At 67.6% G+C, this 24,742-nt stretch carries 18 protein-coding genes and 1 tRNA gene; 9 read left to right on the forward strand and 10 right to left on the reverse strand.

Features of this window, described 5'->3' with window-relative positions:
• Nucleotides 1-27 precede the first annotated feature (27 nt).
• Both G6N54_RS24325 and G6N54_RS24330 read left to right on the forward strand, forming a co-directional pair.
• Entirely contained in the window at nucleotides 28-987 is a 960-nt protein-coding gene (locus tag G6N54_RS24325; RefSeq protein WP_163792730.1) for a 4-(cytidine 5'-diphospho)-2-C-methyl-D-erythritol kinase, read from the forward strand.
• Nucleotides 988-1,326: 339 nt separating this feature from the next.
• Nucleotides 1,327-2,964 (forward strand): fatty acyl-AMP ligase, encoded by a 1,638-nt coding sequence (locus tag G6N54_RS24330; RefSeq protein WP_163792732.1) that lies wholly within the window; start codon nucleotides 1,327-1,329, stop codon nucleotides 2,962-2,964.
• A gap of 21 nt (nucleotides 2,965-2,985) precedes the next feature.
• Here G6N54_RS24330 and pth read toward each other — a convergent pair whose 3' ends face one another.
• From pth to G6N54_RS24350, 4 genes are all read right to left on the reverse strand, one after another.
• A complete protein-coding gene (pth, locus tag G6N54_RS24335; RefSeq protein WP_163792734.1) occupies nucleotides 2,986-3,561 on the reverse strand; it encodes an aminoacyl-tRNA hydrolase in 576 nt (191 codons plus the stop codon).
• A gap of 12 nt (nucleotides 3,562-3,573) precedes the next feature.
• Nucleotides 3,574-4,233: a 50S ribosomal protein L25/general stress protein Ctc gene (locus G6N54_RS24340; RefSeq protein WP_163792736.1), complete on the reverse strand. Its 660-nt coding sequence runs from the start codon at nucleotides 4,231-4,233 to the stop codon at nucleotides 3,574-3,576.
• A gap of 142 nt (nucleotides 4,234-4,375) precedes the next feature.
• Nucleotides 4,376-5,245 (reverse strand): oxidoreductase, encoded by an 870-nt coding sequence (locus tag G6N54_RS24345; protein ID WP_163792738.1) that lies wholly within the window; start codon nucleotides 5,243-5,245, stop codon nucleotides 4,376-4,378.
• Nucleotides 5,246-5,259: 14 nt separating this feature from the next.
• Nucleotides 5,260-6,492, reverse strand: a complete 1,233-nt coding sequence (locus G6N54_RS24350; protein WP_163792740.1) for a cytochrome P450 — start codon at nucleotides 6,490-6,492, stop codon at nucleotides 5,260-5,262.
• A gap of 139 nt (nucleotides 6,493-6,631) precedes the next feature.
• On the opposite strand from G6N54_RS24350, the gene G6N54_RS24355 reads away from it, so the two are divergent.
• Both G6N54_RS24355 and G6N54_RS24360 read left to right on the forward strand, forming a co-directional pair.
• The gene (locus G6N54_RS24355; RefSeq protein WP_179969122.1) at nucleotides 6,632-9,910 is read left to right on the forward strand and encodes a LuxR family transcriptional regulator; all 3,279 of its coding nucleotides are present in this window, start codon (nucleotides 6,632-6,634) and stop codon (nucleotides 9,908-9,910) included.
• Between the two features lie 86 nt (nucleotides 9,911-9,996).
• Nucleotides 9,997-11,256 carry an IS30 family transposase gene (locus G6N54_RS24360; protein WP_456299234.1) on the forward strand — a complete coding sequence of 420 codons (1,260 nt, stop codon included), beginning with the start codon at nucleotides 9,997-9,999 and terminating at the stop codon, nucleotides 11,254-11,256.
• A 60-nt stretch (nucleotides 11,257-11,316) separates the two neighbouring features.
• Here G6N54_RS24360 and G6N54_RS24365 read toward each other — a convergent pair whose 3' ends face one another.
• The 5 genes from G6N54_RS24365 to G6N54_RS24385 form a co-directional block, all read right to left on the reverse strand.
• Nucleotides 11,317-11,967 carry an LpqN/LpqT family lipoprotein gene (locus G6N54_RS24365; protein WP_163792744.1) on the reverse strand — a complete coding sequence of 217 codons (651 nt, stop codon included), beginning with the start codon at nucleotides 11,965-11,967 and terminating at the stop codon, nucleotides 11,317-11,319.
• A complete protein-coding gene (gene arsC / locus G6N54_RS24370; RefSeq protein WP_163792746.1) occupies nucleotides 11,964-12,308 on the reverse strand; it encodes an arsenate reductase (glutaredoxin) in 345 nt (114 codons plus the stop codon). Before arsC ends, G6N54_RS24365 begins: the two co-directional genes overlap by 4 nt.
• Nucleotides 12,309-13,289: a ribose-phosphate diphosphokinase gene (locus G6N54_RS24375; protein WP_163792749.1), complete on the reverse strand. Its 981-nt coding sequence runs from the start codon at nucleotides 13,287-13,289 to the stop codon at nucleotides 12,309-12,311.
• 103 nt (nucleotides 13,290-13,392) lie between these two features.
• A complete protein-coding gene (gene glmU, locus G6N54_RS24380) occupies nucleotides 13,393-14,880 on the reverse strand; it encodes a bifunctional UDP-N-acetylglucosamine diphosphorylase/glucosamine-1-phosphate N-acetyltransferase GlmU (protein WP_163792752.1) in 1,488 nt (495 codons plus the stop codon).
• 130 nt (nucleotides 14,881-15,010) lie between these two features.
• Nucleotides 15,011-15,082, reverse strand: a tRNA-Gln gene (locus tag G6N54_RS24385).
• A 285-nt stretch (nucleotides 15,083-15,367) separates the two neighbouring features.
• Between G6N54_RS24385 and G6N54_RS24390 the strand changes: the two genes are divergently transcribed.
• Nucleotides 15,368-15,961, forward strand: a complete 594-nt coding sequence (locus tag G6N54_RS24390) for a TetR/AcrR family transcriptional regulator (protein ID WP_163794946.1) — start codon at nucleotides 15,368-15,370, stop codon at nucleotides 15,959-15,961.
• Between the two features lie 92 nt (nucleotides 15,962-16,053).
• On the opposite strand, the gene lysA is transcribed toward G6N54_RS24390, so the two are convergent.
• Complete coding sequence (gene lysA, locus G6N54_RS24395) at nucleotides 16,054-17,403, reverse strand: diaminopimelate decarboxylase (RefSeq protein ID WP_163792754.1); 1,350 nt, start codon at nucleotides 17,401-17,403, stop codon at nucleotides 16,054-16,056.
• A 107-nt stretch (nucleotides 17,404-17,510) separates the two neighbouring features.
• On the opposite strand from lysA, the gene mfd reads away from it, so the two are divergent.
• From mfd to eno, 4 genes are all read left to right on the forward strand, one after another.
• Complete coding sequence (gene mfd / locus G6N54_RS24400) at nucleotides 17,511-21,188, forward strand: transcription-repair coupling factor (RefSeq protein ID WP_163792756.1); 3,678 nt, start codon at nucleotides 17,511-17,513, stop codon at nucleotides 21,186-21,188.
• A gap of 50 nt (nucleotides 21,189-21,238) precedes the next feature.
• Nucleotides 21,239-22,339, forward strand: coding sequence for a nucleoside triphosphate pyrophosphohydrolase (locus G6N54_RS24405; RefSeq protein ID WP_163792758.1), 1,101 nt, complete (start codon nucleotides 21,239-21,241; stop codon nucleotides 22,337-22,339).
• Nucleotides 22,340-22,609: 270 nt separating this feature from the next.
• A complete protein-coding gene (locus tag G6N54_RS24410; protein ID WP_163792760.1) occupies nucleotides 22,610-23,341 on the forward strand; it encodes a lytic transglycosylase domain-containing protein in 732 nt (243 codons plus the stop codon).
• Between the two features lie 88 nt (nucleotides 23,342-23,429).
• The gene (eno, locus tag G6N54_RS24415; protein ID WP_163792762.1) at nucleotides 23,430-24,719 is read left to right on the forward strand and encodes a phosphopyruvate hydratase; all 1,290 of its coding nucleotides are present in this window, start codon (nucleotides 23,430-23,432) and stop codon (nucleotides 24,717-24,719) included.
• The last annotated feature ends 23 nt before the right edge of the window (nucleotides 24,720-24,742 follow it).

A 24,742-nucleotide genomic window follows, 5' to 3' on the forward strand; every position in this document is an offset into this window, starting at 1 on the left:
GGCGGCGCGCAGCGATAGTCTGCTGCGGTGTCCGAGTTCGGCGGCAACACCGCTGCGCAGTGGGTTCCCACCGGGTCTGTCACTGTTCGGGTGCCCGGAAAGGTCAACCTGTACCTCGAGGTTGGCGATCGTCGCGACGACGGCTATCACGAGCTGACGACGGTCTTTCAGGCCGTCTCGCTGCTCGACGAGCTCACGGTGCGCAATGCCGACGTGTTGTCGCTCCAGCTGGTCGGCGAGGGCGCCGACAAGCTGCCCACCGACGAACGCAACCTGGCCTGGCAGGCCGCCGAGCTGATGGCCGAACACGTCGGTCGCGCGCCCGACGTCTCGATCATGATCGACAAATCCATCCCGGTGGCCGGCGGCATGGCGGGCGGCAGCGCCGACGCTGCGGCGGTGCTGGTCGCGATGAACTCGCTGTGGGAACTCAACGTGCCGCGCCGCGATCTGCGCATGCTGGCCGCGCGGCTGGGCAGCGATGTGCCGTTCGCGCTGCACGGCGGCACGGCGCTGGGCACCGGGCGGGGCGAGGAGCTGGCCACCGTGCTGTCCCGGAACACCTTTCACTGGGTGCTGGCTTTCGCCTACGGCGAGCTGCAAACCCCGGCGGTGTTCGGCGAACTCGACCGGCTCCGGGAATCGGCCGACACACCGCGACTCGCCGAGCCCGGGCCGGTGCTGGGGGCGCTGGCCGCCGGTGATCCCGAGCAGCTGGCGCCGCTGCTGGGCAATGAATTGCAGGCGGCGGCGGTCAGCCTGAATCCGGGGTTGCGGCGGACGCTGCGGGCCGGCGAAGAGGCGGGTGCGCTGGCCGGCATCGTGTCCGGTTCGGGCCCCACGTGCGCATTTCTGTGCACGTCAGCGAGCTCGGCGGTCGATGTCGGCACGCAGCTGTCGGGGGCCGGTGTGTGCCGCACGGTGCGGGTCGCCAGCGGTCCGGTGCCGGGCGCCCGCGTGGTCCCGACACCGATGACCGACGACTGAACAAGCTGTGAAATCCGACTCAAATCGCTGAAATGGTGGGTTGTTACTTAAGAGGAGTTTAAGATGACTCGCGGTGACGACTATCGATCAGCTCGAGCATTCGGTCTGGCCGTCCGCCGGAAGTCGCGGTGGACGGCCGATTGATCGATGCTGGCCGGACTTCGCGGGCCGGGGTCGTCGTGCCGATCAGGCAACCGGACACCGGGTTGCTGGCCAATCATTATTTCGAGATCTAACCGCTTCCCAACTGTGCTCGCGCGCCTGCTGCAAAGTCTTGCCTCGCGAGCGGAACATGAAAATCCGGATCTTGCGGATAGCGCCGGAACCGAGGAGGTTTGCGTGAGCAGGTTTACCGAGAAGATGGTCCACAATGCCCACATTTCGAAGAAGGGCATGGTCACCGGCGAACCCCACGAGCCTGTTCGCCACACCTGGGGTGAGGTCCACGAGCGCGCCCGCCGTATCGCGGGCGGTCTGGCCGCCGCGGGCATCGGACTCGGCGACACCGTCGGCGTGCTCGCCGGCTTCCCGGTAGAGATCGCTCCGACTGCGCAGGGCCTCTGGCTGCGCGGAGCCAGCCTGACCATGCTCCACCAGCCCACTCCGCGTACGGACCTGGCCGTGTGGGCCGAGGACACGATGAACGTCATCGGCATGATCGAGGCGAAGGTCGTCATCGTCTCCGAGCCGTTCCTGGTGGCGATTCCGGTGCTGGAGGAGAAGGGCATCAAAGTCCTGACCGTCACCGACCTGCTGGCCTCGGACCCGATCGACCCGATCGAGGTCGGCGAGGGCGATCTGGCGCTGATGCAGCTGACGTCGGGTTCGACCGGCTCGCCGAAGGCCGTCCAGATCACCCACCGCAACATCTACTCCAATGCCGAGGCGATGTTCATCGGCGCGCAGTACGACATCGACAACGACGTGATGGTCAGCTGGCTCCCGTGCTTCCACGACATGGGCATGGTCGGGTTCCTCACCATCCCGATGTACTTCGGCGCGGAGCTGGTCAAGGTCACGCCGATGGATTTTCTGCGCGACGCGCTGCTGTGGGCCAAGCTGATCGACAAGTACAAGGGCACCATGACCGCGGCGCCCAACTTCGCCTACGCGCTGCTGGCCAAGCGGCTGCGCCGCAACGCCAAGCCGGGTGACTTCGACCTGTCGACGCTGCGCTTCGCCCTGTCCGGCGCCGAGCCCGTGGAGCCCGCCGACGTCGAGGACCTGCTGGACGCGGGCAAGCCGTTCGGCCTGAGGTCCTCGGCGATCCTGCCGGCCTACGGCATGGCCGAGACGACGCTGGCGGTGTCGTTCTCGGAGTGCAACGCCGGCCTCGTCGTCGACGAGGTGGACGCCGACCTGCTGGCCGCGCTGCGCCGGGCCGTGCCCGCGACCAAGGGCAACACCCGCCGGCTGGCCACGCTCGGTCCGCTGTTGAAGGACCTCGAGGCCCGCATCATCGACGAGCAGGGCAACGTGATGGCCCCGCGCGGTGTCGGCGTCATCGAGCTGCGCGGCGAGTCGCTGACCCCGGGCTACCTGACGATGGGCGGTTTCCTCTCGGCCCAGGACGAGCACGGCTGGTACGACACCGGCGACCTCGGATACATCGATGAGAACGGCCACATCGTGGTCTGCGGCCGCGTCAAGGACGTCATCATCATGGCTGGCCGCAACATCTACCCGACCGACATCGAGCGGGCCGCCTGCCGCGTCGACGGTGTCCGCCCCGGCTGCGCCGTCGCGGTCCGGCTGGATGCCGGCCACTCGCGCGAGACGTTCGCGGTCGCGGTCGAGTCCAACGCCTTCCAGGACCCGGCCGAGGTGCGCCGGATGGAGCACGAGGTCGCCCGCGAGGTGCTCAAAGAGGTCGACATGCGGCCCCGTAACGTGGTCGTGCTCGGTCCCGGGACTATCCCGAAGACCCCGTCCGGCAAGCTGCGCCGGTCCAACTCCGTCACCCTGGTCACCAGGTAGCTGGTCCGTTTTCGCCGCGGACTACCAGGCGTGCACGCGGTTCTGCGCGGGCTCTGGCCCCATTTCGATCAGTAACTCGGTGGCGTCGGCCGCCTGCTCGCAGATCGTCGGAATCTCCGGCCGCTCGGCGGCGGTGAACGTCTCCAGCACGAAAGCCGCCGGGTCCTTGCGTCCCGGCGGACGCCCGATCCCGATGCGCACCCGCTGAAAATCCTTGGTGCCCAACGCCGAGGCCACCGAACGCAGCCCGTTGTGGCCGCCTTCGCCACCGCCGATCTTGAGCCGGATGCGACCGAAGTCGAGGTCAAGCTCGTCGTGGATGACGACGATGTCGGCCGGCGCCACCGAGTAGAACTTGGCCAGCGGACCGACCTGGCGGCCGGACTCGTTCATGTAGCAGCGCGGCTTGGCCACCAGCACCGAGTGCCCCGCGAGCCGGCCGCTGACCACCTCGGCGCCGGAGCGCTTGTGCACCTTGAACTTTGAGCCCAACCGGGCGGCGAGCAGGTCGGCCACCATGAACCCGAGGTTGTGCCGGGTCCGGGCGTAATTGTCTCCGGGATTGCCCAGGCCGACCACCAAAAGCGGTTCGGCCACGTCGACGACCGCCTACTCGGACTCGTCTTCGGAGGCCTCGGCTTCGCCAGCCTCCGCTGCGGCGGTTTCTGCGGCCTCGCCCGTGTCGCCCGCGCCCTCTTCCTCGAGGTCGGCGGCGGTCGGCGCGTTCACCACGTTCACCACCAGCATCTCCGGGTCGGAGATCAGGCTGACGCCCGACGGCAGCGGGATCTGCCCGGCGGTGAACTGGGTGCCCGGTTCGGCGTCCTCGACCGACACCGTCAGCTGCTCGGGAATCGACAGGGCCTCGGCCTCGATCTCGATGGTGTTGGTCTCCTGGGTGACCAGGGTGTCCGGTCCGGCCTCACCCTCGACCACGACCGTGACTTCGACGACGACCTTCTCGCCGCGACGCACGACCAGCAGATCGGCGTGCTGAATGTTGCGGCGGATCGGGTGGATGTCGAGCGACTTGGTCAGCGCGAGCTGTTCCTTACCGGCGATGTCCAGGGTCAGTACCGCGTTGGTACCGGCGTGACGGAGTACGGCGGCGAAGTCGTGCCCGGGCAATTCCAGGTGCTGGGGGTCGGTGCCGTGGCCATAGAGGACGGCGGGAATCTTGCCCTCGCGGCGGGCTCGCCGGGACGCGCCCTTGCCCGTCTCGGTTCGCACCGTGACCGTGAGTTGGTTGACTGCGGACTTCTTAGCCATCGTGTCGCTCCTGTGTGCTCTGTACCTAAGTTTTCCAGGCACGGCTAGGGTCGCGACATAAGTCGGTCTCCGTCGATAACGGTGCTGGCTAGACGCCTGCCACCCTCGCCGTGACGCCCGGCCAGGCTAGCGCATCGGCACCTCAGAGCGGAAATTTGGTGTCGGTGAGCTGCTCGGACACGTCCCACAGCGCGGTCGCGGCGGTCAGATCCTGTGCCCGACGGCTGCGGCTAACGGGTTGAGTTCGGCCGACGCAGCCGAATTTGGGGCCGATGAAGGTGTCGCCCGGCAGGTCTTGCGATGCGGCGTACAGCGTTTGCTGCGCACCGAAATCGGCGCTGGTGCTCACCACCCGGGTGGCAGCGACCATCAGCGCGTCGCCCAGCTTGCGCCCGGTGGCGCCCTGCAGGTTGGTGTGCGAGTAGCCGGGATGGGCCGCCATCGAGCGCAGCGGCGCACCGGCCAGCTTGAGGCGTCGCTGCAGCTCGGTGGTGAACAGCAGGTTGGCCAGCTTCGACTGGCTGTAGGCCAGCCACGGCGAGTACCGCCGGTTCTTCCAGTTGAGGTCTTCGAAGTCGATGCGGCCGGCCCAGTGCGCCATCGAGGTCAGCGTGACCACCCGGTCGGTGAGCTTGGGAAGCAACAGGTTGGTCAGCGCGAAATGACCGAAGTGGTTGGTGCCCATCTGACTCTCGAAGCCGCCGGCGGTCAGCCCGAACGGGGCGGCCATGATGCCGGCGTTGTTGATCAGCACGTCGGCCTGATCGATCCCGCCGGCGAATTGCCGCACCGACGCCAGGTCCTGCAGATCCAGCCGGCGCACCTCCACGTCACCGGTCATGGAAGCGGCGGCGGCCTCGCCCTTGCTCGGGGTGCGCACGGCCAGGATGACGTTGGCGCCGACTCGGGCCAGCTCGCGGGCGGTGATCGCACCGAGCCCGCTGTTGGCGCCGGTGACGATCACGGTGCGCCCAGCGAACGACGGCAGATCGGCGGCGGTCCAGTCAGTCATGGCCCCAGTGTGCTCTAGTGCCCGGCGTCGAACTCCAGGGGCACAGTCACGGGTCCGGTGATGCCCGCCATGCCGCGCCAGGGGCTCGGGCCGGTCTGGCGGGCGTTGGGCATGCGGGCGGTGATGACGCGTAGGGCCTCGGTCAATTCCAGCCGCGCCAGGTGCGCGCCGAGGCAATAGTGCACGCCGCCACCGAAATTGAGCATGGGCGCCGCATCGCGGCGGGTGATGTCGAGCCGGTGGGGTTGGTCGTAGACGTCCGGGTCGCGGTTGGCCGCGGCGGTGTTGACGGCCACCAGCGTGTCGGCCGGGATGCGGACACCGGCGAGCTCGACGTCCTCGGCGGCGCGTCGCAGAGTGCCGAAAATGATTGGCCGGTAACGCATCAACTCGTGGACGGCATCGGGTGCCAGTTCCGGTTGCCGGGCCAGCAGCGCCCATTGGTCGGCGTGGGCGGCCAGCGCCTCGACCGCGGCGGCCAGCTGGTTGCGGGTGGTGTCGGTGCCCGCGCCGAGCAGGGTGCCGGACAGCATCACCAGCTCGTCGTGCGTGAGCCGATCTCCGTCATCCTCGGCGCGAATCAGATCGGAGATCAGGTCGTCGGTCAGCGAGTCGCGGCGTTGGGCGATCAGGTCTTCGAGGTAGGCGTCCAGCTCGCTCCAGGCGGTCAGGATCAACGGCTCGTCCTCGGCGATGTTCCATTCGAAGATCTTCTTGATGTCGTTGACCCAGCCCGAGAACAGCTGCCAGTCCCGCGCCGGTGCGCCCAGCAGCGCGCAGATCACCGGCGTCGGGTAGCCCTGGGCGATGTCGGCGACGACGTCGCAGCGCCCGGTCGAGGTGAACGGGTCGACGAGGACGTCGACGAGTTCGGCCGCGAGGTCGCGCAGCCGTTCGGCGGCACGGGGCGCGAACGCCTTCGACAGCAGTCGGCGCAGTCGACGGTGCACGCCGCCGTCGAGGCCAAGGATGTTGGCGGTCGCCCGGTCCCACAGCGGGCCTGACGTGACGCCTTGCGCGTCGAGTCCGAGGCCCTGCGCGGTGACGAACCGGTTGTCACGCAGCACCGTTCGGACCAGTTCGTAGCTCAGCACCTCCGGCCCGAAGCGGCCCATCGCGATCGGGGCCCGGCTTCTCGCGTCGGCCAGCACGCGGTGCGCGTCGTCGGGATCGATGAGCTGGTCGTAGTCGACGATGGGCAATCCGGCGTCGAAGACGCTCGGGCAGTCGCTGATCAAAGTGGTCATGGCAATCGACTATCCGGCGCCGAGCAATCAAGACCATCCGCCGTAAAGCGTAGATCCGCGCGGCGCATGTCGTAGATATGCGCGCCCGGCGGTCCGGATCTACGCGCTCACGCCGATGTTTTGCTTCACGCCTGCCGCAATGCTGACTAACATGAGCCAACACGCGGAGATTCCGCCGTTAACCTGGAGCGATTTGGGTGTGGGCGAGTTGCTGCCGACCGGAACGGTGACATTGCTGCTGGCCGATGTCGAGGGCTCGACGCGGCTCTGGGAGACCCAACCCGAGAAGATGACCGTCGCGCTCGCGCAGTTGAACCGCGCCGTCGACGACGCCGTTCCCGCTTTCGGTGGGGCGCGCCCGGTCGAGCAGGGGGAGGGCGACAGCTTCGTGGCCGCTTTCGCCCGCGCCTCCGATGCGGTGGCATGTGCGCTTGCGCTGCAGCGCACGCCACTGGCACCGATCAAGCTGCGCATCGGGCTGCACACCGGTGAGGTCCAGCTGCGCGACGAGTCCAACTACGCGGGGCCGACGATCAATCGGACGGCGCGGCTGCGGGATCTGGGCCATGGCGGGCAGACGCTGCTGTCCGGGGTGACCGAATCGCTGGTCGCCGAGCGCTTGCCCGACGGGGCATGGCTGACCGATCTGGGCAGTTACCCGTTGCGGGATCTGCCGCGCCTGGAGCGGGTGGTGCAGCTGTGCCATCCCGACGTGCCGGACGAATTCCCACCGCTGCGGGTGCGTACCGCCGTTGCGTCGCACAACCTCCCGGCACAGCTGACGAATTTCATTGGGCGGCAAGCCGAAATGGCAGAGCTGCGGGGGCTGATGGCGGACAACCGGTTGGTGACGTTGACCGGCGCCGGGGGCGCGGGCAAGACCCGACTGGCGATCGAGGTCGCCGCGCAACTGACTTCTGAGTTCGTAGATGGCCTCTGGTACGTCGACCTGGCGCCAATCACCAATCCCGCGGTCGCGCCGGTGAGCGTGGCGCGCACCCTGGGGCTCCCGGATCAGCCGGGCCGGTCGACTATGGAGTTGCTGGTGCGGTTCTACGGCGACAAGAAGATGCTGCTGTTGCTGGACAACTGTGAGCACCTACTCGACGCGTGCGGCGCTTTGGTGGTCGAGTTACTGGCCGCCTGCCCGCAATTGACGATTCTGGCCACCAGCCGCGAGCCGCTGGGTGTGCCCGGCGAGCTCAGCTGGCGGGTGCCGTCGCTGCCGCTTGCCGACCAGGCGATCGAATTGTTCGCCGACCGCGCGCGGCGCGCTCGCCCGAATTTCGTTGTGACGGAGACCAATACCGCGCAGGTGCGTGAGATCTGCGAGCGTCTCGACGGAATGCCATTGGCGATCGAGCTTGCCGCGGCACGGATTCGGGCGCTGTCGCTGCCCCAGATCGTGGACAGTCTCCACGACCGGTTCCGCTTGTTGACCGGCGGTGCCCGCACGTCGGTGGACTGGTCGCACGCGCTGCTCACCGAACCCGAGCAGGTGTTGTTCCGGCGGCTGGCGGCATTTGTCGGCGGGTTCGACCTGGACGCGGCTCAGGCCGTCGGCGCCAGCAGCGACGTCGAGAGCTACCAATTGCTGGACCAACTCGGTCTTTTGGTCGACAAATCATTGGTGGTGGCCGAGGACACCGGGGCCGGAATGCGTTACCGGCTGTTGGAGACGGTACGTCAATATGCTCAGGAAAAGCTGATGGAGTCGGGTGAGGCAGACGACGCGCGAACCCGGCACCGCGACTATTACGCCGCCACCGCGACGCACCTGGCCGCGCGTGGTCGCCCGGACGACGAGCCTTTGATCGATTGGGCCGACACCGAAATGGAGAATTTGCGCGCCGCCTTTGCATGGAGCCGTGAGCGCTCCGATCCGGAGGCGGCGCTACGGCTGGTGTTCGACTTGCGCCGATTCTGGCTGCGCAGCGGTCGCTCTCGAGAGGCGGCGGCCGGGTTGGGCGCCGTACTGGACGACCTGGACCGTGCTCGCGTCGCCCCCGAGGTATGGGTGCGTGCCGTCGCCGAGCACGCCACCCTGGCGGTGTGGTCGGTGACATCCACCGACCTCCCTCGGGCGGGGGAGGCGCTGGCTCTCGCCCGTCAGCTGGACGACCCGGGACTGCTTGTCCACACCCTTATCGCATGCGGAATGCTCGGGGCCTACGGCGCCGAGATGGGCCAATCCAGCCTCGCCGAGGCGATCGACTTGGTTCGCGCCCGCGGCGATCGGTGGACTTTGTGCGAAATCTACAGCTATCAGGCGATGTTGGGCGCCTACGCGGGCGAGCCGGTTCAGGCCCGCGTGGCGGGCGAGGAGGGACGAGATCTGGCCGACGCGCTCGGCGATCGCTTCATGTCGTGCGGTTGCCGCGTCTGGCTGGGCACGGCGTTGGGGTTGTTGGGAGATCTGGCCGGCGCCGACGAGGTCATGCGGTGCCTCATCGCGGAGGCCGAGGAAAGCGGCGACCTCACCATGACGGTTTTCGCGCAGGTGGTTCATGCGAACGTGCTCGCCTTCAAGGGGGACGCTGGTCCCGCTGGCCTGGCGGCGCGGGCAGCGCTTACGGCCGCCGAGGCGTTGGGCGGCTATTACGGCGATGCGGTATATGCCGCGACGGCCAACGCGGCGCTGGCGGCCGGCGACACCGCGGCGGCCAGGCAGGCATCCGAGGAAAGCCGGCGCCAAACCGTTCCCATCCGGGAGGTCTTCCTGCGGGGGTTCAATCCCGTCGCCGAAATCGCATTGGCAGAAGGAGATCTGGTCGCTGCTCGTCGTTGGGTCGACGACTCCGTCGCGGTAGTTCCGGGCGCGCAGCGAGGGGTTGCGCTGACGGTGCGTGCCTTTGTCGCACTAGCACAAGGTGATTCCGAACAGGCCGAACGTGATGCTCATGAGGCATTGACGGTCGCATCTGGCACACAGGCGTGTTTCCGGGTTCCCGACACGTTGGAATGCCTGGCCCGCCTGGCGGTCGACGAGGACAACAACGCTTACGCGGCGCGCCTACTCGGCGCGGCATCTGGTATTCGGTGCCGCACCGGTGCCGTTCGTATCCCGATGTATAAAGCAGGCAGCGATGCCGCGGTGATCAAGGTTCGAGAAGCTCTGGCGCAGAAGAACTTTGACGCGGCCTGGGCCGAGGGCGCCGCATTGTCGACCGAGGAGGCGATCGCCTACGCGCAACGCGGGCGAGGCCAGCGCAAGCGGTCCGCCAGCGGCTGGGGATCGCTCACCCCGATGGAGCAGGACGTCGTGCGCCTGGTCGCAGAAGGACTGGGCAACAAGGAGAGTGGCGACCGGCTGTTCATCTCACCGCGTACCGTGCAGTCCCACCTCACGCACGTCTACGCGAAGCTCGGGCTGACCTCACGCGTTCAGCTGGTCCAGGAGGCCGTCCGGCACGGCTGACTATCCGCGCCGAGATTGCCGCTATGGCTGCGATTCCTCCCTTGAGTTCAAGGGGTGGTTGCAACACTTCGTAGTTAGGGGTGTTGATGACGGGTCAGCCTCAGTTGTTGGTGGTGCAGCGGCGGTATTGGGATTTGATCGCTGCGGGATGGTCCTCGGAGGATGCCGGGGTGGCGGTCGGCGTGTCGGCGACGTGCGGTAGCAAGTGGTTTCGCAGGTTTGGTGGTGTGAATCCACGATGGTCAAAGCCTCAAGGACAGCGACGGCCGCGGCTGTCGGCGGATGAGCGTGAACAGATCATGATCGGCACCGCGCACGGTGAGTCGATCCGTTCGATGGCGCGCCGGTTGGGCCGGGCGCCGTCGACGATCATGCGCGAGATTGCCCACAACGGTGTCATGCGAGGGCATGTGGGCCGTTATCGCGCCCGGTATCGGTTCGGGGCCCGCCGGGCCGGTTGGGACGCGAAGTCGGGCTACTCGGCGCGCATCGCTCAGCGGCGCAGCGAGCAACGGGCGCGTCGACCCAAGACCGGCAAGTTGGGCCGCTGTGAGCAATTGCGGGCCGAGGTGCAAGCGTTGTTGGTCAACAAGTACAGCCCCGAACAGATCGCCGGGGTATTGACCGCGACCTATCCTGACCGCCCGGAGATGCAGGTGTCCCACGAAACCATCTACCAGGCGCTTTACGTGCAAGGGCGCGGAGAACTGCGCCGGGAACTGAGGACATGCCTGCGCACCGGGCGCGCGTTGCGTAAACCGCGCCGACGGGCCCGCGCCGGTGACGGCCGCGGCCGTATCCAAGGCATGGTCAACATCAGTGAGCGGCCCGCCGAAGCTAACGACCGCGCCGTGCCAGGCCATTGGGAAGGAGACCTGATCATCGGCAAGGACCAGGCCTCTCAAATCGGCACGCTGGTTGAACGTTCCACCGGATATGTCCGACTGCTGCACCTACCCCATACCCGTAGCGCCGAGGCCGTCGCCGAGGCCATGATCGCCGCGGTCAAAGACCTGCCCGCCACCTTGCGCCGCACCGTGACCTGGGACCAACGCCACGAAATGGCCCACCACGCCCGCATCAGCATCGACACCGGCATCGAGGTTTACTTCTGCGATCCCCACTCACCCTGGCAGCGCGGTAGCAATGAGAACACCAACGGCCTACTACGGCAATACTTTCCAAAGGGCACCGACCTTTCGGTGCACGACGCCGAACACCTCGCCTACGTCGCCGACGAACTCAACGGACGACCCCGAAAACGCTTCAACTGGGACAACCCCACCAACCGCCTCAACAAGCTACTGTCCACCCCGACAGACACAACTGTTGCAACCAAACCTTGAATCCACCTCCGCGATCACGACCATGACGGCAATCTCGGCGAGGCGAGGTGCCGCGACCGATCACTTCGCGGCGACGACGAATCCGTGGATGATCGTGTCGACATCGGTCGACTGCGCGGCGGCCTGATCGGCCAAACCGGTGATGGTCAGCTGCACGAAGTAGCGCTGCTTGGCCGGCGGCGACCCGGTAGGCAGCACGATCCGGTTCCAGCTGTGCAGCCGGGTGCCGTTCTCGCCGTTGTAGCTGCCCTGGATCATCGCCGAGGGGAACCCGTTGTAGGGCGCCATCGAGGAGTCCAATTGCTTGAAGTTCTCGAACAATTGGGCGTCGTCGTTGCCGTGCTTGATGACCTGCGCGGGGTCGAAGTCCCCGTTCAGGGCGAACACCACGAGCCGCGCGGTCGGATACTTCTTGTCCTTGGCCAGGATCACCGTCTCGGGCGCGATATGCGGATCGGTGAACGGTGACCAGCCCGGCGGCGTCGGTATCGACACCTTCAAATCGGTTAGGGCACTCGGCGCTACCTGCTTACCCGTCACGCCGATGCTGTTCAGATACTGCGACAGGGGGACCGGCTGCTCGACGGTGGCGGTGGTCGTTGCCGTCGAACTCGTCGTCCAAACCGTCGAGTAGTCAGGAGCTTTCGGCCCGCAAGCAACCGCGCACACCGTCAGCGCGGCGATCGCGACAGCGGCTGGAAGCCGTCTCACAGAATCTCGTGGACCGCGTCGATCGGACGGGCCAGCCGGGTGCCCTTCGCGGTCACGACAAATGGGCGCTCGATCAGGATCGGATGCTCTGCCATCGCGTCGAGCAGTTGATCGTCTGTTGCGTCGGCCAGTCCCAGTTCGGTGTACAGTGATTCACGTTTGCGCACCGCGGTCCGCACATCGATGCCCGCGTCGCGGATCATCTTCACCAGTTCGGCGCGCGACGGGGGAGTCTTCAGGTACTGGACGACGGTGGGTTCTAAACCGTTGTCCCGCAACAAATCCAAGGTCTTGCGGGAAGTACTGCATTTGGGGTTGTGATAGATGACAGCTTCGGCCATCTAAGCGTCTCCGTCGAAAAGCCCTGTGACCGAACCATTTTCGAAGACAGCGCGAATGGTGCTCGCCAGCAACGGCGCGATCGACAACATCGTCAGCTGAGGAAAACGCTTGTCCTCGCCGAGCGGCAGCGTGTTCGTGACAATAACCTCCCGGGCGCCGCAGGAGGCCAGCCGGTCGGCGGCCGGATCCGACAGCACACCGTGGGTGGCCGCGACGATCACGTCGGTCGCGCCGTCCTGCAGCAAAAGCTTTACGGCGCCGGCGATGGTGCCACCGGTGTCGATCATGTCGTCGATCAGCACGCAGGTGCGGCCCTCGACTTCACCGACAACGCGGTTGGAGACCACCTGGTTGGGCACCCGCGGATCCCGGGTCTTGTGAATGAAGGCCAGCGGAACGCCGCCGAGCGAGTCGGCCCACTTCTCGGCGATGCGCACCCGCCCGGAGTCGGGGGAGACCACGACCATGTTGCCGTCGGGATAGTTGTCCTTGATGTAGGTGGTCAGCAGGGTCTGGCCGCGCATGTGGTCGACCGGCCCGTCGAAGAAACCCTGGATCTGGTCGGTGTGCAGGTCGACGGTCACGATCCGGTCGGCCCCCGCGGTCTTGAGCAGGTCGGCGACCAGCCGGGCCGAGATCGGCTCGCGGCCGCGATGCTTCTTGTCCTGGCGGGCGTAGGGATAGAACGGCATCACGGCGGTGATCCGCTTGGCGCTGCCGCGCTTGAGCGCATCGATCATGATCAGCGCTTCCATCAGCCAGTTGTTCACCGGGTCCGGGCAGGACTGCAGGACGAAGGCGTCGCACCCGCGCACCGACTCGTCGAAGCGCACGAAGATCTCGCCGTTGGCGAACTCCCGCGCCGTCTGCGCGGTGACGTGGACGTCGAGTTCCTTGGCGACCTGCTCGGCCAGCTCGGGGTGCGCCCGGCCGGAGAACAGCATCAGATTTTTGCGATTATCGGTCCAGTCGTGGCTCACCGTGCTGCCCCCGCCGTATCGGGATCAAAATTGGAAATGCCCATCGTACGTAGCGAATCGTACGGAACGATTGCCGGGTTACCAGACATCGAATTCATGGTGTCTATTCGGATTCGGGCGGGCCGGGGGCCGTCGCCGATTGCTGGGCCGCCTTGTCCGCGGCTTCCGCGGCGGCGCTGCCTGGACGTTTGCGTTGCACCCAGTTCTCGATGTTGCGTTGCGGGCCCGCCGAAACCGCCAGCGCACCGGGCGGCACATCCTCACGCAGCACCGTGCCCGCCCCGGTGTACGCGCCATCACCGACGGTCACCGGCGCGACGAACATCGTGTCTGAGCCGGTGCGGACGTGCGAGCCGACCGTCGTGCGCCGCTTCGTCGCGCCGTCGTAGTTGACGAACACGCTGGACGCCCCGATGTTGCTGTGCTCGCCGATGTCGGCGTCGCCGACATAGGTCAGGTGTGGCACCTTGGTACCCGTCCCGATGTTGGCGTTCTTCACCTCGACGAAGGCACCGAGCTTGCCGTCGGCGCCCAGCACCGTGCCAGGCCGCAGGAAGGTAAATGGGCCGACGGTGGCGCCGCTGCCGATCGCCGCGGAATCCCCGTGCGTCCGGACCACCGATGCGCCGTCGCCGACCGTGACGTCGGTCAGCGTGGTGTCCGGGCCGACGACACAGCCGCCCCCGATCTGGGTGTGGCCGAGCAGCTGGGTCCCGGGATGGACGACCGTGTCGCACCCGATCGTGACGTCGACGTCGATCCAGGTGGTGGCCGGATCGATCACCGTTACCCCGGCCATCTGGTGGGCGGCGACGATGCGGCGGTTGAGTTCGGCGCCGAGCGCGGCGAGCTGGACGCGGTTGTTCACGCCGGCCACCAGCGCGCTGTCGTCGACGTGCCGGGCGTGCACGGGCCGGCCGTCGCCGCGCAGGATGGCGATGACGTCGGTCAGGTAGAGCTCTTGCTGGGCGTTGTTGGAGCTCAGCCGGCTCAGCGCCGACCGTAGGGCGGCGACGTCGAAGGCGTAGACGCCGGCGTTGACCTCGCCGATCTTGCGCTGCGACGCGCTCGCGTCGGCTTCCTCGACGATCGCCATCACTTGGCCTGGCTGGGGGTCGTCCTGGGTGCGCAGGATGCGGCCGTAGCCGAACGGGTCGGGCAGCGTGGTAGTGAGCACCGTCGCGGCGGCCGACATCGCGTTGTGGGTCGCGATCAGGTCTGCCAGGGTGTCGGAATCGAGCAGCGGGGTATCGCCGGAGGTGATCACGACGACGCCGGCGTAGTCCTCCGGCAGCGCGGACAGGCCGCAGAGCGCGGCGTGGCCGGTGCCGCGGGGACGGTCCTGCAGGGCGACGTCTATGGGACGGCCGAGGGTGTCGGCGAGATCGGCGACGATCGGCGCGATGCGCTGATGCTCGTGGCCCAGCACCACGACCAGTCGCTGCGGCGCCACCTTGGCGATCGCGTGCAGCGAGTGTGCCAACATGCTGCGGCCCGCCAGCCGGTGCAGCACCTTCGGGGTCTCCGAGCGCATCCGGGTGCCGGGCCCGGCCGCCAGCACCACGACCGCAGTGTCACCGCGAAACGACATCGACTCTCCTCGTGCTGTGTCCCACGCAAGGCGGACCGCCGCAGCGCCGCCACGTCGTCAAGACTGTCATTCACCTGCACTGGTGGCAAAAATCTCGTACCCGTGCCCCCGGTGAGACAAGCAACCGATGCTCCGTCGCCAGGACTCGAACCTGAACTATCTGAACCAAAATCAGAGGTGCTGCCGATTACACCACGACGGACTGCAGATCACGGCCGATGGCGGCTAACGCCAACCGCGCCACCAAGACTTTAGTCTGACGACGATGCGGAGCGCTTGCGGTCTGCTGAGGAGTCGGACAATCCAGCCCAAGTCTGACGACGATGCGGAGCGCTTGCGGTCTGCTGAGGAGTCGGACAATCCGACCCGGGCGGTGTCAGACCCATTGGCGGCCCCCCGGGAAAGTCGGACAATTTCACCAGGGGAAACCGATACCCTGATTGACGTGGCCGCCCCGGATAAAGAAGTACGCGCTCCCCGCGCGCGGATGACCGGCACCGAGCGCCGACACCAACTCATCGGCATCGCCCGCTCGCTTTTCGCCGAACGTGGCTACGAGGGCACCTCGATCGAGGAGATCGCGCAGCGCGCCAACGTGTCCAAGCCGGTCGTCTACGAGCACTTCGGCGGCAAGGAGGGCCTGTACGCCGTCGTCGTCGACCGCGAGATGTCGGCGCTGCTGGACGGCATCACCTCGTCGCTGACCAACAACCGGTCCCGGGTCCGCGTCGAGCGCGTCGCCCTGGCGCTGCTCACCTACGTCGAGGAACGCACCGACGGCTTCCGGATCATGATCCGCGACTCGCCCGCCTCGATCAGTGCCGGCACCTATTCCAGCCTGCTCAACGACGCCGTCAGCCAGGTCAGTTCGATCCTGGCCGGCGACTTCGCCCGCCGCGGCCTGGACTCGGACTTGGCGCCGCTGTACGCCCAGGCGTTGGTGGGCTCGGTGTCGATGACCGCGCAGTGGTGGCTCGACACCCGCGAGCCCAAGAAAGAAGTCGTCGCCGCGCACCTGGTCAACCTGATGTGGAACGGCCTGACACATCTTGAGTCCGACCCCCGCCTGCAAGACGAGTGAGCTGCGCGAGCGTAAGCCCACTGCGATATTTGGGCCGATTTTTCGCAGTGCGCTTACGCTCGGCGATTCGGAGTGGCCCCGCGAGGCCGAATTCAACCGCAGTCGCGTGACATCAGGTCGGCGACCGTCTCCCGGCGAATCAATTGGCGGACCCGACCGTCCTTGACGGCCACCAGCGGCGGCCGGCACACCATGTTGTAGTTCGACGCCATGCTGTGGTGATACGAGCCGGTGCAGGCCACGGCCAGCAGGTCGCCCGGATGCAGGTCCATCGGTAGCTCGACATCGCGAGCGATCTCGTCGCCCGCCTCACAGTGCCGGCCGGCGACCGTAACCCGCTGCTTGAGCCCCACCGAATGCCGATTGGCCAGCGTGACCGTGTACTGGGCGCCGTACAACGACACCCGCGGGTTGTCGCTCATGCCGCCGTCGACCGCGACGAAGGTGCGACTACCCGGCTGTGTCTTGACCGAGCAGACGCGATACAGCGTCACGCCGGCCCGGCCGCTGATGGCGCGACCGGGTTCCACCACCAAGGTCGGCCGCGGGAAATGCTCGGCGGCGCAGGCCTCGTCCAGCGCGTCTTCGATGACGACGGCCAGGTCGTCGATGTCCAATTCGCGATCGCCCGGGACATACGGGATCGCGTGGCCGCCGCCGATGTTCAGCTCGGTGAGGATGACGCCGTGCCGGGCACGGATATCGGCCATCGCGGCGATCATCCGGTGGATGGCCTCGCCGTACAGCGCGGGGTCGGTGACCTGCGAACCGATATGGCAGTGCAGCCCGACCAGATCGAGGATCGGGTGCGCCAGCACCCGCTTGACCGCGTCGGCGGCGTGATCCTGCGCGAGGGTGAAGCCGAACTTCTGGTCGCTGATGCCGGTAGTGACCGCGCGGTGCCCGTGGATGTCGATGTCTGGGGTCACCCGGATCAGCACCGGCTGGCTCTTACGGGCGCATCCCGCCAGGTAGGCGATCTCGATGTAGGAGTCCAGCACGATACGGCCGACCCCGGCCTGAACCGCCTGCTGCAACTCGTCGGGCGTTTTCGCGTTGCCGTGCATGATGATCCGGGTCGGGTCCACCCCGCCGGCCAACGCGACGGCCAGCTCACCGGCCGAGCAGACGTCGACACCCAGGCCTTCTTCGCGGGCCCAGCGCGCCACCGCCGTGGTCAGCAGAGACTTTCCGGCGTAGACGATCTCAGAAACTCCGGGGTCGCGCAGCACCTTGCGGTAGCGACGGGCCCGGTAACGGAAGTCTGTTTCGTCGATCACATAGGCGGGCGTGTGGAACTCGTCGGCGATGTCCGACAGCGGGACGTCGCCGATGCAGAGCCGGCCTTCCTCGTCGGAATGTGTAGTGGCAGGCCAGATCGCGGGATCGAGCCGACGCGGCGCCGCCCGACCGATCGAGGGCAGCATGTCAAGCAATGCCATGACTTCACAGTGCGCCCGGCCGGGGCGCGATGGCGCAATCCTTACGATCCCTTGACGGCCCCAGGCACAATATTGACGTTGTTAGGCGCACCTAGAATGGGTGCATCATGACCGCACCGGGGCCTGCTCGCCCAGGAACCCCGATCGCGGGGCTCGTTGAATTAGCGCTGACGGCGCCCACCTTCCAACAGCTGGCCGCGGACGCGGCCGCCGCGCCGGCCGAATTGAACCTGGTCGGCCCGGCCAGCGCGCGCGTGTTCGTGGCCAGCGCGCTGGCGCGGCGGGGTCCGCTGCTGGTCGTCACCGCCACCGGCCGCGAAGCCGACGACCTGAGCGCCGAACTGCGCGGGGTGTTCGGCGACGCGGTGGCGGTTTTCCCGTCCTGGGAGACGTTGCCGCACGAACGTCTCTCGCCGGGCGTCGACACCGTCGGCACCCGGTTGATGGTGCTGCGCCGGCTGGCGCACCCTGACGACGCACGGCTCGGTCCGCCGCTGCAGGTGGTGGTGACCGCGGCCCGTTCGCTGTTGCAGCCGATGACGCCGCAGCTGGGCCTGCTGGAGCCGGTCACGTTGAGCGTCGGTGCGGAAGTCGAGTTCGAGGCGGTGATCGCCCGGCTGGTCGAACTGGCCTACACCCGCGTCGACATGGTCGGCCGGCGCGGCGAATTCGCGGTCCGGGGCGGCATTCTCGACATCTTCGCGCCCACCGCCGAACACCCGGTGCGCGTCGAGTTCTGGGGCGACGAGGTCAGCGAGATGCGGATGTTCGCGGTCGCCGATCAGCGTTCCATCCCCGAGATCGAGGTCGACACGCTCGTCGCGGTCGCATGCCGCGAGCTGCTGCTGACCGACGACGTGCGGGCACGGGCCGCCGACTTGCTCGCGCGCCACCCGGTGACCGAGGGGGCGATCACCGGCAGCGTCTCCGACATGCTGGCCAAGCTGGCCGAAGGCATCCCGGTCGACGGGATGGAAGCGCTGCTTCCCGTCCTACGGCCCGACGATCACGCGCTGCTGACCGATCAGCTGGCCGAGGGCACACCGGTATTGCTGTGCGACCCGGAGAAGGTGCGCAGCCGCGCTGCGGACCTGATCAAGACTGGCCGCGAATTCCTCGAGGCGTCCTGGTCGGTCGCGGCGATGGGCACGGACGCGCCGGTCGATGTGGAACAGCTGGGCGGTTCGGGCTTCGCCGAGCTGGACGACGTCGCGGCCGCGGCGGCCGCCGCCGGTCACCCGTGGTGGACGCTGAGCCAGCTGTCCGACGAGGCGGCCGTCGAGCTGGACGTGCGGGCGGCTCCGTCGGCGCGTGGCCATCAGCACGACATCGAGAGCATCTTCGCGATGCTGCGCGCACACGTCCTGACCGGCGGCTACGCAGTGGTTGTCGCGCCCGGAACCGGTACCGCCCATCGCGTGGTGGAGCGGCTGGCCGAGTCCGACACCCCCGCCGCAATGCTCGAGTGCGGCGCCGCGCCCAAGGCTGGTGTGGTCGGGGTGCTCAAGGGGCCGCTGCACGACGGCCTGATAGTGCCGGGCGATCCCGCCAACCTGGTGGTGATCACCGAGACCGACCTGACCGGTAACCGGGCCACCTCCCCGGAAGGCAAGCGGTTGGCCGCCAAGCGGCGCAACACCGTCGACCCGCTGGCTCTGGCCGCCGGCGACCTGGTGGTGCACGACCAGCACGGCATCGGGCGGTTCGTAGAAATGGTCGAACGCACCGTCGGCGGCGCCCGGCGCGAGTACCTGGTGCTGGAATACGCGTCCAGCAAGCGGGGGCAGGCGGCCGACAAGCTCTACGTTCCGATGGACTCGCTGGACCAGCTCTCCAGATATGTCGGCGGGCAGGCGCCGGCGCTGAGCAAGCTGGGCGGCAGCGACTGGACCAACACCAAGACCAAGGCCCGCCGGGCGGTGCGCGAGATCGCCGGCGAGCTGGTGTCGCTGTACGCCAAGCGGCAGGCCAGCCCCGGGCACGCGTTCGCGCCGGACACCCCGTGGCAGGCCGAGATGGAGGACGCGTTCGGCTTCACCGAGACCGTCGACCAGCTGACCGCGATCACCGAGGTCAAGTCCGACATGGAAAAGCCGATCCCGATGGACCGGGTGATCTGCGGCGACGTCGGCTACGGCAAGACCGAGATCGCGGTGCGCGCGGCGTTCAAGGCCGTGCAGGACGGCAAGCAGGTCGCGGTGCTGGTGCCGACCACGCTGCTGGCCGACCAGCACCTGCAGACGTTCACCGATCGGATGGCCGGCTTCCCGGTGACCGTCAAGGGGTTGTCGCGGTTCACCGACGCCAGCGAATCCCGCACGGTGATCGACGGCCTGGCCGACGGGTCGGTCGACGTCGTGATCGGCACCCACCGCCTGCTGCAGACCGGGGTGCGGTGGAAGGACCTGGGCCTGGTCGTGGTCGACGAGGAGCAGCGCTTCGGCGTCGAGCACAAGGAGCACATCAAGTCGCTACGCACCCACGTCGACGTCCTGACGATGAGCGCCACCCCGATCCCGCGCACCCTGGAGATGAGCCTGGCCGGGATCCGTGAGATGTCGACGATCCTGACGCCGCCCGAAGAGCGCTACCCGGTGCTGACCTACGTCGGCCCGCAGGAGGAAAAACAGATCGCCGCCGCGCTGCGCCGCGAGCTGCTGCGCGACGGGCAGGCCTTCTACGTGCACAACCGGGTCAGCTCGATCGACGCCACCGCCGCGCGGGTGCGCGAGCTGGTGCCCGAGGCGCGCGTCGTCGTCGCGCACGGTCAGATGCCCGAGGACCTGCTGGAACGCACCGTCGAGGGGTTCTGGAATCGCGAGTACGACGTCCTGGTGTGCACCACGATCGTGGAGACCGGCCTGGACATCTCCAACGCCAACACGCTGATCGTCGAGCGGGCCGACACCTTCGGGCTGTCGCAGCTGCACCAGCTGCGGGGCCGGGTCGGCCGCAGCCGTGAACGCGGCTACGCCTACTTCCTCTATCCGCCGCAGGTACCGCTGACCGAGACGGCCTACGACCGGCTGGCGACCATCGCGCAGAACAACGAGCTGGGTGCCGGCATGGCGGTCGCGCTCAAGGACCTCGAGATTCGGGGCGCCGGCAACGTGCTGGGCGTCGAGCAGTCCGGGCACGTCGCCGGGGTGGGCTTCGACCTGTACGTGCGGCTGGTGGGCGAGGCTGTCGAGGCGTACAAGGCGGCCGCCGACGGTGACACGGTGCTCGCCCCCGAAGAACCCAAGGACGTGCGGCTCGACTTACCGGTGGACGCTCACCTGCCGCCGGATTACATCGCCAGTGATCGGCTGCGGCTGGAGGGCTATCGGCGGCTGGCCGCCGCATCCGACGACGCGGCCGTCGATGCCGTCGTGGAGGAGCTCACCGACCGCTACGGGGCACTGCCCGAACCGGCCCAGCGGCTGGTTGCCGTGGCGCGATTGCGGCTGCTGTGCCGCGCCTCCGGCATCACCGAGGTATCGGCCCCATCCGCGGCGACGGTGCGACTGTCGCCGATCACGCTGTTAGATTCTGCGCAGGTGCGGCTCAAGCGGATGTATCCGGCCGCTAGCTACCGCGCCACCACGTCCACGGTGCAGGTTCCGATACCGCGAGCCGGCGGCTCCTCGGGTGGGCTAGGCGCGCCGCGGCTGCGCGACGTCGAGTTGGTGCAGATGGTGGCCAACTTGGTGACGGCCCTGCAAGGAAAGCCGCAGCAAGAAATTGGTATAACGAGTTCGTCACCGCCACGCGACGACGATGCGGGCCGCAAGTCGGCCGGCTGAACGGTCGGACCATCGGGTTCGGCGATGACGAGGGAGGAGCGACAAGCGCCATGATCGTCGTCTTGTTCGACCCCCGCCGTCCATCGCTGGTGCCTCTGCAAGCGATCGAGTACCTCACCGGTGAGATCCAATACACCGAGGAGATGCCCGTCGCGGTGCCCTGGTCGTTGTCGTCGGCGCGTCCGGTGGACACCGGGGATGACGCGCCGGTGTTGCTGTCGTCGGACCCCGACCATCCCGCGGTGACCGCGCGGCTTGCCGCGGGCGCCCGGTTGATCTCGGCGCCGGACACGCCGCGCGGTGAGCGGCTGGTCGACGCCGTGGCGATGATGGACAAACTGCGCACCGCGGGACCATGGGAAAGCGAGCAAACCCACGACTCGCTCCGCCGGTTCCTGCTCGAGGAGACCTACGAGTTGCTCGACGCCGTCCGCAGCGGCAATGCCGCCCAGCTGTGCGAAGAGCTGGGTGATGTGTTGCTGCAGGTGCTTTTCCACGCCCGCATCGCCGAGGAGGCCCGGCAGTTCCCGTTCGACATCGACGACGTCGCGGCCACGCTGATGCGCAAGCTTGGCAACCGCGTGCCGGGAGTGCTTGCGGGCCAATCGATTTCACTCGAAGAGCAACTGGCCCAATGGGAAGAGCGTAAGGCCGCCGAAAAACCCCGCAATTCGGTGATGGACGACGTCCATACCGGTCAGCCGTCGTTGGCGCTCGCGCAGAAGGTGCTGCAGCGCGCGCACGCCGCCGGTTTGCCCGCCGACCTGATTCCCGCCGAGATCACCTCGGTCACGGTGCGCAGCGACGTCGACGCGGAAAGCTTTCTGCGCACAGCGGTTTTGGAGTTCGTGGACACGGTCCGCGCGGTGGAGCGCTCGATCGCGGCCACGCGCCGCGGCGACAGCGTGCCCGAGGAGTTCGACGTGGCTCCGCTGGGCGAGGTCACCGAGGACGAGTGGCGCGAGCACTGGCCATCTGACGCGGCACCCGACGTCGACCTCGACGAGCCCGATGACTACGACGACGAAGACGAGTCCGACGATGACGAAGACGAAGCCAAGGACGACGGCAGCGACGAGACCGACGGCGAGTCCGGCAAGGAGTCCAAGAAGTCCGGCAAAGGCGCCAAGCGCAGCCGAGACCGAGGCTGATGCCGATTTAGATCGCGGTCGCGGAATTGCTTATCAGCGATCGTCACGATGTTTGCCATTTTGCGCGGTCATGACGGGTAATCTGGCTTGTCAGTTGGTGGTTCCGAGTGCTCGGCATCGTTTGCGTTTTGCTAGCCACGGCAGGCGGCAGCTAAGCGACAAATCGGCCGAAACCGGGTTCTGCCGGCGCGACGTAGCTGGTCACGGCGAAAGGTCATGGGACGATAATCAGTGGGTGACGTTTGTGTAGGGGAAGTTAAGGGGAACGTGGTGTCGCCGAGGCGTTGGTTGCGGGCGGCCGCCGTGATTGGCGCGACCGCGATGCTGATGGCCTCCAGCTGTACCTGGCAACTGAGCCTCTTCATCCCCGCCGGCGTGCCGCCGCCGTTCGGGGATCCCGTGCCCCCGGTGAACACTCACGCCAGCGGCCGGCCCGCCGACCAGTTGCGGGCCTGGGCGCTGCCCCGCGCCGCGGCCTTGGAGATCCCGGTTATCGCGCTGGAGGCCTACGCCTATGCCGCCCGGGTCGCCGAGGTGGAAAACCCGAAGTGCCATATCGCGTGGACCACCCTAGCGGGCATCGGGCAGGTCGAGAGCCATCACGGCACCTACCGGGGCGCGACGCTGTCGCCGAACGGGGATGTGAACCCGCCCATCCGGGGTGTGCAGCTCGACGGCAGCGGGGGCAACCTGCGCATTGTCGACGCCGCGCAGGACGCCACCGACAGTCAGCCCGCGATAGCCCGCGCGATGGGCCCGATGCAGTTCATTCCCGAGACCTGGCGGTTGTACGGGGTCGACGCCCACAACGACGGCCGCCTCAGCCCCGACAACATCGACGACGCGGCGCTGGCGGCGGCGGGTTACTTGTGTTGGCGTGGAAAGGATCTCGCGACGGCCCGGGGATGGGTCACCGCGCTGCGGGCCTACAACAACTCCGGTGTCTATGCGCGCGCCGTCCGCGACTGGGCCACCGCGTATGCGGCGGGTCACCCGCTGTAGCAGGATGAATCGCTGAGCCAGGCTTTACGCTAAAGGCCGGCCGGGGCAAGCATCCGCACACTAAACACGTTCAGGCAAGGAGATCCTAGTGCCGATTATCGAGCAGGTCGGGGCCCGCGAGATCCTCGATTCCCGAGGTAACCCGACCGTCGAGGTCGAGATAGCCCTGATCGACGGAACCTTCGCCCGGGCGGCGGTGCCATCCGGCGCGTCGACGGGGGAGCACGAGGCCGTCGAGCTGCGCGACGGCGGCGATCGCTACGGCGGCAAGGGCGTGGACAAGGCGGTGCAGGCCGTACTCGACGAGATTGGCCCGGCCGTGATCGGCCTGGCCGCCGACGACCAGCGACTGGTCGACCAGGCGCTGGTGGACCTCGACGGCACCCCGGACAAGTCGCGGCTGGGCGCCAACGCGATCCTGGGTGTGTCGCTGGCCGTCGCCAAGGCGGCCGCCGATTCGGCCGAGCTGCCCCTGTTTCGCTATCTCGGCGGCCCGAACGCGCACATCCTGCCGGTGCCGATGCTGAACATCCTCAATGGTGGCGCCCACGCCGACGCCGGGGTCGACGTCCAGGAGTTCATGGTCGCGCCGATCGGCGCGCCGAGCTTCAAGGAGGCGCTGCGCTGGGGTGCCGAGGTCTACCACTCGCTGAAGTCGGTGCTCAAGAAGCAGGGCCTCTCGACCGGGCTGGGCGACGAGGGCGGTTTCGCGCCCGACGTGGCCGGCACCAAGGCAGCGCTCGACCTGATCCTGTCGGCGATCGACGCGACCGGCCTCAAGCCGGGCACCGACGTCGCCCTGGCACTGGATGTGGCCGCGACCGAATTCTTCACCGACGGAACGGGTTACAGCTTCGAGAAGGAAACTCGCAGCGCCGAGCAGATGTCGGAGTTCTACGCGGGTCTGCTGGACTCCTACCCGCTGGTCTCGATCGAAGATCCGCTGTCCGAGGACGACTGGGACGGTTGGGTGGCGTTGACGACGGCCATCGGCGATCGCGTCCAGATCGTCGGCGACGACCTGTTCGTCACCAACCCGGAGCGGCTTGAAGAAGGCATCGAACGCGGCGCCGCCAACGCGCTGCTGGTCAAGGTGAACCAGATCGGCACGCTGACCGAGACGCTGGACGCCGTCGCGTTGGCGCACCACAGCGGCTACCGCACGATGATGAGTCACCGCAGCGGCGAGACCGAAGACACCACGATCGCCGACCTCGCGGTTGCGGTCGGCAGCGGGCAGATCAAGACCGGTGCGCCCGCCCGCAGCGAGCGGGTCGCCAAATACAACCAGCTGTTGCGCATCGAGGAAGCCCTGGGCGACGCGGCCCGCTACGCCGGTGATCTGGCCTTCCCGCGCTACGCACTGGATGTGAAATAGCTTGACAGTCAACGGGAAACGCT

Source organism: Mycobacterium stomatepiae, assembly GCF_010731715.1.
In the GTDB taxonomy this organism is placed as follows: domain Bacteria; phylum Actinomycetota; class Actinomycetes; order Mycobacteriales; family Mycobacteriaceae; genus Mycobacterium; species Mycobacterium stomatepiae.

Bases quoted from the DNA above. Each gene is read 5' to 3' on its own strand.
- G6N54_RS24340 (WP_163792736.1), bottom strand. From the start codon at position 4,233: ATGGCTAAGAAGTCCGCAGTCAACCAACTCACGGTCACGGTGCGAACC.
- lysA (WP_163792754.1), bottom strand. From the start codon at position 17,403: ATGGCATTGCTTGACATGCTGCCCTCGATCGGTCGGGCGGCGCCGCGT.
- G6N54_RS24355 (WP_179969122.1), top strand. From the start codon at position 6,632: ATGCTGACTAACATGAGCCAACACGCGGAGATTCCGCCGTTAACCTGG.
- glmU (WP_163792752.1), bottom strand. From the start codon at position 14,880: ATGTCGTTTCGCGGTGACACTGCGGTCGTGGTGCTGGCGGCCGGGCCC.
- mfd (WP_163792756.1), top strand. From the start codon at position 17,511: ATGACCGCACCGGGGCCTGCTCGCCCAGGAACCCCGATCGCGGGGCTC.
- G6N54_RS24345 (WP_163792738.1), bottom strand. From the start codon at position 5,245: ATGACTGACTGGACCGCCGCCGATCTGCCGTCGTTCGCTGGGCGCACC.
- G6N54_RS24360 (WP_456299234.1), top strand. From the start codon at position 9,997: ATGACGGGTCAGCCTCAGTTGTTGGTGGTGCAGCGGCGGTATTGGGAT.
- G6N54_RS24405 (WP_163792758.1), top strand. From the start codon at position 21,239: ATGATCGTCGTCTTGTTCGACCCCCGCCGTCCATCGCTGGTGCCTCTG.
- G6N54_RS24390 (WP_163794946.1), top strand. From the start codon at position 15,368: ATGACCGGCACCGAGCGCCGACACCAACTCATCGGCATCGCCCGCTCG.
- arsC (WP_163792746.1), bottom strand. From the start codon at position 12,308: ATGGCCGAAGCTGTCATCTATCACAACCCCAAATGCAGTACTTCCCGC.
- G6N54_RS24350 (WP_163792740.1), bottom strand. From the start codon at position 6,492: ATGACCACTTTGATCAGCGACTGCCCGAGCGTCTTCGACGCCGGATTG.